Source organism: Microbulbifer hainanensis (genome assembly GCF_014904735.1).
Lineage (GTDB): Bacteria > Pseudomonadota > Gammaproteobacteria > Pseudomonadales > Cellvibrionaceae > Microbulbifer > Microbulbifer hainanensis.
Genome location: NZ_JACZCR010000021.1, coordinates 1 through 10,634 on the forward strand (window position 1 = coordinate 1; position 10,634 = coordinate 10,634).

14 protein-coding genes are annotated in these 10,634 nt (G+C 60.7%); 12 read left to right on the plus strand and 2 right to left on the minus strand.

The window, feature by feature from the left end; translation table 11 throughout:
• The 7 genes from IG168_RS07680 to IG168_RS07710 form a co-directional block, all read left to right on the plus strand.
• On the plus strand, positions 1 to 479 hold a 479-nt coding region (locus IG168_RS07680), incomplete at its 5' end, for an ecotin family protein (protein ID WP_226876668.1).
• 261 nt (positions 480 to 740) lie between these two features.
• Positions 741 to 1,292, plus strand: coding sequence for a hypothetical protein (locus IG168_RS07685; protein ID WP_226876671.1), 552 nt, complete (start codon positions 741 to 743; stop codon positions 1,290 to 1,292).
• A gap of 92 nt (positions 1,293 to 1,384) precedes the next feature.
• Positions 1,385 to 2,107 (plus strand): hypothetical protein, encoded by a 723-nt coding sequence (locus IG168_RS07690; RefSeq protein ID WP_193163583.1) that lies wholly within the window; start codon positions 1,385 to 1,387, stop codon positions 2,105 to 2,107.
• Between the two features lie 88 nt (positions 2,108 to 2,195).
• A complete protein-coding gene (locus IG168_RS07695; RefSeq protein ID WP_193163585.1) occupies positions 2,196 to 2,606 on the plus strand; it encodes an ACT domain-containing protein in 411 nt (136 codons plus the stop codon).
• A 20-nt stretch (positions 2,607 to 2,626) separates the two neighbouring features.
• Positions 2,627 to 3,373 (plus strand): hypothetical protein, encoded by a 747-nt coding sequence (locus IG168_RS07700; RefSeq protein WP_193163587.1) that lies wholly within the window; start codon positions 2,627 to 2,629, stop codon positions 3,371 to 3,373.
• Positions 3,374 to 3,451: 78 nt separating this feature from the next.
• Positions 3,452 to 4,798 (plus strand): SLC13 family permease, encoded by a 1,347-nt coding sequence (locus IG168_RS07705; RefSeq protein ID WP_193163589.1) that lies wholly within the window; start codon positions 3,452 to 3,454, stop codon positions 4,796 to 4,798.
• Positions 4,799 to 4,917: 119 nt separating this feature from the next.
• Positions 4,918 to 6,546, plus strand: coding sequence for a M28 family metallopeptidase (locus tag IG168_RS07710; protein ID WP_193163591.1), 1,629 nt, complete (start codon positions 4,918 to 4,920; stop codon positions 6,544 to 6,546).
• A 31-nt stretch (positions 6,547 to 6,577) separates the two neighbouring features.
• Here the strand turns inward: IG168_RS07710 and IG168_RS07715 are convergent, their stop codons facing one another.
• Both IG168_RS07715 and IG168_RS07720 read right to left on the minus strand, forming a co-directional pair.
• A complete protein-coding gene (locus IG168_RS07715) occupies positions 6,578 to 7,216 on the minus strand; it encodes a 4'-phosphopantetheinyl transferase family protein (RefSeq protein WP_193163593.1) in 639 nt (212 codons plus the stop codon).
• 75 nt (positions 7,217 to 7,291) lie between these two features.
• A complete protein-coding gene (locus IG168_RS07720) occupies positions 7,292 to 7,960 on the minus strand; it encodes a hypothetical protein (RefSeq protein ID WP_226876673.1) in 669 nt (222 codons plus the stop codon).
• Between the two features lie 72 nt (positions 7,961 to 8,032).
• On the opposite strand from IG168_RS07720, the gene IG168_RS07725 reads away from it, so the two are divergent.
• From IG168_RS07725 to IG168_RS07745, 5 genes are read left to right on the plus strand one after another with little or no spacing between them, the layout of a single operon-like run.
• On the plus strand, positions 8,033 to 8,776 hold the full coding sequence (locus tag IG168_RS07725; protein WP_193163595.1) for a beta-ketoacyl synthase chain length factor: 744 nt from the start codon (positions 8,033 to 8,035) through the stop codon (positions 8,774 to 8,776).
• Positions 8,766 to 9,554 (plus strand): lysophospholipid acyltransferase family protein, encoded by a 789-nt coding sequence (locus IG168_RS07730; protein WP_193163597.1) that lies wholly within the window; start codon positions 8,766 to 8,768, stop codon positions 9,552 to 9,554. Before IG168_RS07725 ends, IG168_RS07730 begins: the two co-directional genes overlap by 11 nt.
• Positions 9,551 to 9,808 (plus strand): phosphopantetheine-binding protein, encoded by a 258-nt coding sequence (locus IG168_RS07735; protein ID WP_193163599.1) that lies wholly within the window; start codon positions 9,551 to 9,553, stop codon positions 9,806 to 9,808. Before IG168_RS07730 ends, IG168_RS07735 begins: the two co-directional genes overlap by 4 nt.
• A gap of 11 nt (positions 9,809 to 9,819) precedes the next feature.
• Positions 9,820 to 10,074 (plus strand): acyl carrier protein, encoded by a 255-nt coding sequence (locus IG168_RS07740; RefSeq protein ID WP_193163601.1) that lies wholly within the window; start codon positions 9,820 to 9,822, stop codon positions 10,072 to 10,074.
• A complete protein-coding gene (locus IG168_RS07745) occupies positions 10,071 to 10,634 on the plus strand; it encodes a COG4648 family protein (protein WP_193163622.1) in 564 nt (187 codons plus the stop codon). Before IG168_RS07740 ends, IG168_RS07745 begins: the two co-directional genes overlap by 4 nt.

Consider the following 10,634-nt stretch of genomic DNA (forward strand, 5'->3'; position numbering starts at 1 on the left):
TCTGCCGGGAGTCCGTCATGTCTCTGCGTCACCTGCTGTTTTTGTTCCTCGCCTGCGTTGCTGTAAGCGCTGGAGCGGTGGATATGAGCGTATACCCGACGACCGTGGACGGTCGCGAGAGACATGTCATCGCTCTGCCGAAGGTGGTCGATGAAAGCCGCTTTATGGTCGAACTGGTGCCGGGCAAGACCGAGCTGGCGGACTGCAATCTGCGCAGTTATCGCGCCGCCCTCGAGCGCCGTACCCTGGCCGGCTGGGGTTATCCGTTTTACGTGCTGGCGGAACCCGAACCCGGCCCGAAAACCAACAAAGCCTGCCCTGAAGGCAGCCAGACGCGCCGCTTTGTCCGCGTGCGCGGTGATGGTCTGCTTGTGCCTTATAACAGCCACCTGCCGCTGGTGGTCTACCTGCCCCGCGACGTGCAACTCAAATACCGTATCTGGCGCGCCGACAAAACACTGTCTGAGGCCGATCGCTGACCGGACTGCCGGGCTGATTCCCGTAGCGCTGCTTCGTCCGCCGGCGCCCCTATCAACTTTTTGGCGGCTGAATAAATATTTTTGACGCTTACGCTGCCATGGTGGGTTTTTGCGTCTAGCCTTTGTTGAGAAGGACGTGAAAAACGCGCTACGCGCAATTTTTCATACCGGCGCACTGTGGTGATGTCCGCGCGCCGGACAGGAAAACCGGTGGCGGGCCACCTGCCACCAGCCGCAGTCACCAGCAGTAGTGGAATCCGCATGAAGTTTTTGCGTCGCCAGCCGTCCCCCCAGAAAACTCCGTCCTCCGCCGTCCAGACCACAGAGAAGTCCCACCCTTCTCCTGGCGTCGGCCGATCGGTCCTCTGGCCCATGTGCCAGGCCTATGTGGTTATTTTCGTGCTGTTTTTACTGTTACCGCTGGCTGCCGCCGCCGAATCCGGACAGCGGCAATGGGCCGGAAACTGGCTCGTGGTCGGCGAGGGCGATGAACAGCTGGTGTGGCAATTGCAGGCCGACGGCACTGGTTTCGCCTATGGGTTTCAGCCCGACGGCCGACTGTCTCACGGTTTCGCCATCAGCTGGAAGCTGGAGGGAGATCGCGTGCAGGTGCGCACGGGTGCCTCGGTGCGTTGCAACGCGGGCGTTGTTAAGGTCGCCTTTACCGGTTGGAGTCCGGTCACCCTAAAATTTGCCGTAGTGGACGGCCGTCACTGGTTGCAGGATGGTGGTGCACTGCTGAGTTTCCAGCGACGCCTGGCGAGCTGGACGACTCCGCGGGCGGGCAGCGAATGCCCGGCTATCAAGAGTTGAAGAGCGCGCGCCGGCTGTCCACCGGCGCCAGTTCGGCACAAATATAAGGACAACCCTTTCAGGGAAGAGTAAAGCGGATTTGGAGTAAAGCTGTGATACAGCGACGCTTTATTCTCGCGCTGATTATTTTCTTCGCCGGCGGCACTGCGGTGGCCGCCGACAGTGGCAATGATGAGGATGAGGGCTGGGAGGCACAATCCCGTTTCGAGGCATCCCAGTGGGTCGGAAACTGGCTGATCTCCCGCGATGGCGAGGCGCGCCATGTGTGGAGTCTGAAGGCCGACGGTACCGGCCGCTCCTACGCTTTTATCCGGCATCATGGCAAATTGCGCTTCGCGTTCGGTTACGACATTCACTGGTATTTCGACCCCTTCACCCAGATGGCCAACATCAAAACCGAGCGGCGCATCGTCTGTCGCAACGGCCGTGTGTATCCGTATTTCCTGACACTGAAATCCTACGAAAGCGACTACGCAGTGAAGGGCAAGTTTGCCTGGCAGACCACCTGGACCGAGGCCAGTATCGGTCAGAACTATCTGCACAAATCCCTGGTGGTGTTCGTCGCGCCGCTGTCCGCCTGGCACAATCCGGCCAAGGATGCGCCCTGTCCCGAGTTTCCGCAGATGAGTCTGGAAAAAGACATTGACGTGGCGCTGGACCGCTGGGACCGGGAAGCCCGCCGGGAAGCGGAAGCGGCCGCCGTGGACACGACGCCGGTGGAGGGCGAGCCCGAGTTTGACGGCGAGGATTTTGGTGAGACTAAAACGGCGGCGCCCGATCGCGGTGCGCGTCCGGGCGAAAAGTCCGCCCGTTGAAGGCGGCAGTGCCATTTGCGCTAAGGCGTCGCCTGCGCAACTATAGGCACGGCCCCCTGACAAAAATTAAATTTCGAAGAAGTTGCCTATGAATGCAGAAGTGCGCCTGGAAAAACTGCTGCAAAATATCGCCCCACATCTGCACGGCGAGGTGTACGTATTCTGCGCGCTGCAGAGTGAGCAGCTGCAGGCGCTGGTGGAAGAATGTCTGTGCGTTTTCCGCGAACGCGAAGGCATCAGCGCGATATTGCCGCGCGCCGTGGCTGAGCGCGAGGGCCTGGAGGCGAGCAGGGGTTTCTGCCAGATCAGCCTGCAGGTCTATTCCAGTCTCGACGCCGTGGGTCTCACCGCCGCGGTCTGTGGCGAGCTGGCGGCGGCGGGCATCAGTGCCAACATGGTAGCCGCACTGCGCCACGATCATGTGTTTGTGCCCGAGCAGGACGCGCAGCGCGCTCTGCAGTTGCTGCGCGGCATCAGCAACCGGGCCCAGTACAGTTAACCGGATCCGGCAGCGCGGCCATGCAGATCGATTATCCCCTGCCGCAACCGCACGGCCAGATATGTCGACTGTTGCCGGACTTTTTCGCCGTACCGGGTACCGTGCGACTCGCGCCGGCGACCGTAATCAATCGCAACATGGCCATCGTGCGCAGCGGGGAAGACCTGATCCTGGTCAATCCGGTGCGCCTGCGCCGGACCCAGGAAGAGCAGTTGCAGGACCTGGGTAATATCCGCCACGCGGTGCGGCTCGGCTATCACCACGGCTGCGATGATCTCTACTACCGCGACAAATACAATCTCACTTTCTGGCGCCAGCCGAACTCAGACCTCTATCCGGCGCCGGCCCCGGACCAGGTGTTGTGTGACGGTGGCGAGTGTCCGGTGCCCGGTGGTCAATTTATCGAGTTTCGCAGCGCGCAGTTTCCCGAAGCCGTGTTGTGGGTGCCACAAAATGGCGGCCTGCTGCTGGCCTGCGACGCCCTGCAGTACTGGCAGTCGTGGCGGGGCTGTACCTGGTGCGGGCGCAACCTGCTGCGGCTGTCGGGTTTCCGCCGTGGCATGCAGGTAGCGCCGACGTGGCGACTGCAGATGACGCCGGAAGGTTGTGATCCCGCGCATTGGCTACAGGAAGATTTCGAGCGCTTGCTGCATTTGCCCGTCTGCCACTTCATGGCGGCCCACGGCGAATTCTGTGCGGATACCGCCGGCGAAAAAATTGTTGCGGCCGTGTGCCGTGCCTTCCCGGATATTCGCCGCGCAGCCTGAAAGAGGATACGCGGGCGTCTGTGCGCCGTTGTTTGGTATCTTTAGCGGGCAACGATAAGAAAAACGTGGAGTTCTGCGGTGCATTCTCTTTCCCTGCCGATCAGATTGGCGGTCATTGTCGCCTGGCTGCTGCTCGCCCAGTTACTGGCCCACGCACTGGTGGGCGAAGGGCCCGAGCGTCTCGGCCTGTTTATCCTGCTCGCGGCCGCGGGCCTGTGGATGAGCGCTATCATTCCGCTGCCGGTTACCGCGTTACTGGTGCCGGCGGCGGCCTATTTCAGCAACCTGATGCCGGCAAAAGAGGCACTGGCTCCCTTCGCCAACACGATCATTTTCCTGTTCATGGGGGGGTTCACCCTGGCCGCGGTCCTGCATGTCCACGGTATCGACCGCCGCCTGGCGGCGCGGGTACTGCGGCTCGGGCGCGGCCACCTGTGGCCGACAGTGATCGGTTTCCTCGCCACGGTTTCCTTCCTGTCCATGTGGATGAGTAACACCGCCACTACGGCCATGATGTTGCCGATCGCGCTGTCACTGGTGGACGATGAACACCCGCGTACCCGCGCCTTTGTTGTGCTCGGTACTGCCTACGCCGCCAATATCGGCGGGCTTGCCACCATCGTCGGCAGCCCCCCCAATGCCATTGCCGCGCGCACTCTGAACCTGGATTTTGTCACCTGGCTGAAGGTGGGCCTGCCAGTGACCCTGGCCCTGTTCCCGCTGGTGCTGGCGGCGCTGTGGCTGGTAATGCGCCCCGACCGCGAGCGCGCGGTCATCGGCAAAGTAGAGTTGCAGGCGCGCGAATGGCATGCGGGCGCACTGGGCGCAGCGTTGTTGTTTGCCGGTGCCGTTTTTGCCTGGAGTTTTTCCGCAGTGATCACCCGCTGGCTGGGGCTCGGTAAGAGTTTCGACGCGATAGTGGGGCTCACCATCACCGCTGTTGCCCCGCTGTTTGGCCTGATCAGTTGGGAGCGGCTGCAGGCCGAGATCAACTGGGGCATCCTCTTGCTGTTCGGCGGCGGCCTGTGCCTGTCGGCGATACTGCAGCAGACCGGCACCTCGGTGTGGCTGGCACAGTCAATTCTGAGTGGACTCGATGGGGCACCGGGCTGGCTGCTGATCATCGCCTGTATCACGCTGATGATCTTTCTCACTGAGCTTGCTTCCAATACCGGCAGTGCCGCCATCCTGGTGCCGGTGATATACGCGCTGGCGCAGCAGTTTGACCCGGCGATCAGCTACGCGCTGGTTTTCGGTGTCGGCCTCGCGGCCACCTGCGCCTTCATGCTGCCGGTGGCCACGCCGCCCAATGCACTCGCTTTCGGCACCGGTGCAGTCCTCCAGAGCCAGATGTTGCGCGCCGGCCTGATTCTGAATCTGGCCGCCATTCCGCTGTTGTGGATCATGGTAAGCTTGCTCGCTTAAAGGCCGTTAACGCGACTGCGCGCCGGGCGCTAACGTTCGCTGCGTTGATTGCGGTGTTTTTCACAATGGGTGAATCGCTCCGGCCTGCTGGCTACAACGCAAACTAGAACGACGTACTGATGAAAATAAAAACCCTGCTCGGCGCCCTGATGGCGGGCGCCCTGGTGGCCTGTGCCACGACTTCCTTTGCGCCGATTCCCAGTGCCAACAGCGAGAATATGCGCGCGACGGTGGAATATCTCGCTGCGGACGAGTTGGCCGGGCGCGAAACCGGCAGTGAAACCTATCGCCAGGCGGCCGAGTATGTCGCACAGCAGTTCCAGGCGCTGGGCCTGCAGCCGGTCGGTGACGGCGGCTATCTGCAGGAAGTGCCGTTCCGCCGGGCCAGCTGGAACGGCCGCGAGCCGACGCTGGTATTGCAGGGCAGCGACGGCGACATCAGCTTTAAATTCGGCGAGGACTTTATCGCCTCGCCGCCGACCATCAGCGAAGACACGGCAACCACCGCCGGCCTGGTGTTTGTCGGTTACGGCATCGATGCACCGGACTTCGGCATTGATGACTACGCCAAGCTGGATGTGCGCGGCAAAGTGGTCGTGATCCTGAGCGGCCGTCCGCAGCGCCTGCCCAGCGAAGTGGGTGCCCACTACTCATCCAGCCGCACCAAGCGCGAGACCGCTGCGCGCCACGGCGCCGTGGGCTACATCCTGCTGAATACGCCCGAGCGGGAAAAGCGCCGGACCTTCAAGCGCTCGCTGGAACACCTGCACGACGACAATTTCGACTGGGTCGCCGCCGACGGTATTCCCGGCGCTGCAATTCCCGGTCTGCACCCGGGCGTGATGCTCGATATGCCCGCCGGGCGCCAGCTGTTCATGGGCGCCAAGCGCAGCCTGGATACCATCTTTACCGAGATGGAAAATGGCCTGATCCCGCAGGGGTTTGCCCTCCCGTACCGGGTCGCCATGACCAGTGGCTCGGTGCACAAGAACATCACCAGCCCCAATGTGGTGGCGGTATTGCCGGGCAGCGATCCGAAGCTGAAAAATGAATACGTGGTGTTGTCCGCGCACCTCGACCATATCGGCGTGACGGAAGGCGAGGGCGACCAGATCAATAACGGCGCCCAGGACAATGCCGCGGGTATTGCCGTGATGCTGGAAACCGCGCGCCTGTTCCGGGAGTCCGGCCGCGCGCCGCGCCGCTCACTGCTGTTCGTCGCCGTCACCGGCGAGGAAAAAGGCCTGCTGGGCTCCGACTACTTCGCCCAGCACCCGCCGGTGCCGCCGCAATCCATGGTGGCGGATATCAACCTGGATATGCCGATGCTGCTGTACCCGTTCAAGGACATCATCGCCTTCGGCGCCAACCACTCGACGCTTGGCAAGACTGCCGCCCGCGCGGCAAAGCGCACCGGCCTGAAACTGAGCCCGGACCCGATGCCGGAAGAGGTGATCTTTGTGCGCAGTGATCACTACAACTTCGTGCGTCAGGGCATCCCGTCTATCTACCTGATCACCGGCCGCGAGGCCGTGGATCCGGCGATCGATGGCACTGCGATGCAGAACCGGTTTTTGCGCGAACGCTACCACCGCCCCTCCGACGAGGCGGACGCACAGGTGAATTACGAGGCGGCCAAGCAGTTTACCGAAGTGAACTATGCTATTGCCCGCGACGTGGCCGATGCTGACCGCAAACCCCGCTGGTACAAGGGGGATTTCTTCGGTGACCTTTTTGGCCGGCGGTAGGTATCGTGGTGGCCGGCAGCGCAGCGACCGGTCACCAGAGCGCTTCCAGCGTTATCGATTGGGGAGGGCTTTTCCGGCAGTTCATCAGCCGATAGTGGCAAGTTGGAGCCTCCAGAATTCTGTCTGCAGAGACCAGAGTCACGAGTAAATCGTCGGTCAGAACGCCCCACCAGCCACCGTGTTCGATCAACGCGCTTGAGGTAAGACCGACTCCGCGTATTGGCAAGGCGCGATTGAGCAGCTTGCCCAGTTCGATACCGGTACACTTTGTTTGCGCCTCTTTGCAGCTCCAGATCAATGCAAATTCTCGCTGTGCCTGTTCCGGTGGCAGTCGTTTTAAGTAGTCGGCTTCGGCTTTGGCGAAATAAGCATCTGCGATGGCGCACCAGTCCCGCCGGCGAACAACCTGTTCGCAATCGATACCCACGGCACAGTCTGCAAATGCGACCGCGAGATACCGGCCGCTGTGGCTGATAGACACGAAGCAGAGGGTGCTGCCGTCGGGGGCCAGCGCGCGTACCGGTGCCTGGGCGTCGAGCTGGATATTTTTTGGTGCGAGCTGAAAGTATTCCGCCACACACTCCCGCAGCAACAGCCGGCCGGCCAAAAATTGATCGCGTCTCGCAGAATTGCGAATCCGCGCTAGACGTTTTTGCTCGCCATCGCCCAAGCAACGACGCGAGTGCTCTCTCCAGTTACCTTGCCAGCAACTGAAGTCTGACCAGATTGGATATAACAGGCGGGATTACTCCAGGCTGACCACATCGCCCTTCAATGTGACGCCGGCTACCATTGTTCCGGCACCACATTCAAATTGGGTTTCGCTAGCGACCTCATTCTTCTTGTAATAGCTGCGGATATTAACCACCGCGTTCCCGCCCTCCCTGCGCGCGCGCTCTTGCAGGGCAATCAGCGCCGACAGAAACACCCAATTGCAGGCTTCAGTATCGCTTTTATTGAATGCATTGGTCTTGCGGTTCGCGGTAAAAGTACCCAGGTGTCGCAGCGCTTCGCCACCCGCTGCGCGACCGAATACAAACTGTACATCGCTTTCCAGTTTCGCCCGGGCATCCGCCGTGGCCAGGGCCCGTTGAATGGACAGCATATGACGCGTGTCTCGCGCCTCCGAAGGACTGGCGGCGATCAAAAAAACCGCAACCAGCAAAGCAAGGAATGATGTTTTGCGCATTTGGCGAATCCCTGTCTCATTGCCGAAAGCATCCGTACGGACGAGTGTCGCCTGAATGATACGCAAGCGGGGCACGCGGAAAAAGCGCAGTAAACGGTCAGCGTGTGTGCCAGTTCCTCGACGGGCGGGCGAGAAGGTCTGTGCTGCTGGCGGAAATTGCACAGTTTGTGTACCATTTCCGCCTTTGTCGCCGGCCGGCTGGGAGCCCGAAATGGCCGATTTCACTGAGAGCCATGGGTGGTCGCTGGCGAATTCTTGTTTTTCTTTGGGGGTGTGGGCCGGGTCCCATGATCATCGGTGTCTATTGATTTTGTTATCTCTGCCTGGCGTGCCTGGGCGCCAGGGCTTGCTGACGGGGACGATTGGCTGCTTTGGCGCACGGGGGAAAAGACTGTTGCTGATAACGGTCAGCCCGATGTTTCTTTCCTGCCGGCGATGCAGCGCCGCCGCCTGAGCCCCATGGCGAAGGCCGCCTTTGCCACTGCCTATCCCCTGATCAACGAACGTGATATCCCGTTGGTGTGCTGCTCCGTGCACGGCGAGGCCCTGCGCACCTATTCGCTGTTACGGGATGCGGCCGCCGGCGAAGCGCTGTCGCCCACAGCATTCGGGCTGTCGGTGCACAACGCTATTGCCGGTCAGCTTTCGATCCTGTGCGACATAAAATCGCCGGCGCTGGCACTGGCCGGCGGGGATTACCCATTGCAGGCGGGGCTGCTCGAGGCCGCCGGCATGCTGGCCGAAGGTGTCCCGGAGCTGGTGCTGCTCTTCTGCGAAGAGCCGCTGCCGGAGATGTATCTGTCGAGTGCGCGCAGTCCACAGTTTATCTGCGCCACAGCGCTGCACCTGAGCACATCTGCCGCCGGTGCCGCGGGTTTAAAAGCCACTCTTACCTCTCCCCGTGAAGGCCTGGCCGCCGCGCCCTCCAGCTCGGCGTTTGCAGCTGCCGATTACCAGCTGCCCCTGATCTCTGCACTGGTCGATGGCGACGGGCGGATGCCAGTGGGGCAAGGCTGGGAGCTCTGTATCCATGGCGAATGACAAATCCTCCGTGCGGAAGCGCAGGGACTATTACTGGGTGCGCTTGCTGGCGACGGCGAGCGCGTTCAGCCTGTTTGGGTTCGGTGGCCTGGTGTTGCGCTTTGTCCTCTTTCCGCCGTTAAGGTTCATTTACCGCGATGCGGAAGTGCGCAAGCGCAAGGCGCGCCTGTTGATTCACCATGCATTCCGTGCCTTTATCGGCTTTATGCACATCACGGGAATTTATACCTACAGTTTCCGTGATGAGGAGCGCCTGCGTCGGCCGGGGCAGCTGGTCCTGGCCAATCACCCATCGCTGATTGATGTGGTGTTCCTAATTTCGCGTATTCCAAACGCGAACTGCATCGTGAAGGCGAGCTTATTCCGCAATCCCTTTATGCGCGGTGCCGTGACGACCGCGGATTACATTCCAAATGACGACCCGGAAAAGATTATTGAACTGGCTGCGCAGTCCCTGCAGCGTGGCGAGTCCGTAGTGCTGTTTCCGGAAGGTACCCGTTCGGTGCCCGGGCGTCCCTTCAAGTTTCAACGTGGCGCTGCCTATATGGCGCTGCGTGCCCAGGTAAAACCGACATTGGTTACCATCCGGTGTAACCCGCCGATGCTGATGAAAAATATACCCTGGTACAGCATCCCCCTGTCCCGGCCGCACTTTCAGTTTGATATCGCTGACGCCGAACATCTGCTGCAGCTGCGTGGTACCGACGAATCGCCATTGGCGGCCCGGGAAATAACCCATAAATTGAAAGCGTTTTTTACTGAGGAGTGTGCCGCGTGAGCGAGCTGGTAGAAGAAATAAAGACCCTGATCATCGACGTGCTGAACCTCGAAGATATTACCCCGGAAGAAATTCAGGCAGATGAGGCCCTGTTCGGCGAGGGCCTGGGACTTGATTCCATCGACGCGCTGGAGCTGGGCCTGGCCCTGCAGAAAAAATATAACATTTCCATCGACGCGGAGAGCGAAACTACCAAAACCCATTTTGCCAGTGTCAGTAACCTGGCCAAGTTTGTAGCGGACAGCCGCGGTTGAGAGAAACAACAATGTTGAACAACAAAGACGATATTCTGTCGGAACTGACCGGCATCCTGGTTGAAATGTTTGAAGTGGACGCGGCCGATGTGACCGCGGATGCGCACCTGTCTGACGATCTCGATATCGACAGCATCGACGCCGTCGATCTGATCGTGCGCCTGAAGGAGTTAACCGGCAAAAAAATAGCGCCGGAAGAATTCAAGAGTGTAAGGACCGTCGGCGATGTAGTTGATGCGATCCAGAAGGTGATGGCAGAACAGTGAGCAAACTGGCACAGCTGTTACTGGCATTGATCGTCGCGATTTATCCGCTGGCGGTCTATTTCGGTATCCAGTATCTGTCGCTGGGAAGCCTGCTCTTTGTGCTGCTGGCTGTCGCCGCCATGCGGCTGTTGGTTGGTGGTAGCAGTGGCCGGGTCGGCGCCAAACTGGTGTCCATGGCCCTGGCCGTTGTCGTAGCCATGTCGTGGCTGCGCGGTGATGCCAATGGACTCTTGTGGTACCCGGTAGTGTGCAACGCGATTCTCCTGGCGGTGTTCGCCTTTAGCCTGCGCCAGCCGCAGACGGTGATCGAGCGACTTGCGCGCCTGCGGGAACCGGATCTACCGCCGGAGGGGGTCGCCTATACCCGCCGCGTGACGCAGGTCTGGTGCCTGTTTTTTATTGGCAATGGCGCCGTGGCGACAGCGACCGTGTTGTACGGCGATATGCAGCTCTGGACCCTGTATAACGGCCTGATCTCCTATGGACTGATGGGCCTGCTACTGGCGGTCGAATGGCTGGTGCGTCTTCGTGTCCGTAGGGGCACTGCCGGTGGAGTCTGA

Bases quoted from the DNA above. Each gene is read 5' to 3' on its own strand.
- IG168_RS07730 (WP_193163597.1), top strand. From the start codon at position 8,766: ATGGCGAATGACAAATCCTCCGTGCGGAAGCGCAGGGACTATTACTGG.
- IG168_RS07695 (WP_193163585.1), top strand. From the start codon at position 2,196: ATGAATGCAGAAGTGCGCCTGGAAAAACTGCTGCAAAATATCGCCCCA.
- IG168_RS07710 (WP_193163591.1), top strand. From the start codon at position 4,918: ATGAAAATAAAAACCCTGCTCGGCGCCCTGATGGCGGGCGCCCTGGTG.
- IG168_RS07685 (WP_226876671.1), top strand. From the start codon at position 741: ATGAAGTTTTTGCGTCGCCAGCCGTCCCCCCAGAAAACTCCGTCCTCC.
- IG168_RS07740 (WP_193163601.1), top strand. From the start codon at position 9,820: ATGTTGAACAACAAAGACGATATTCTGTCGGAACTGACCGGCATCCTG.
- IG168_RS07700 (WP_193163587.1), top strand. From the start codon at position 2,627: ATGCAGATCGATTATCCCCTGCCGCAACCGCACGGCCAGATATGTCGA.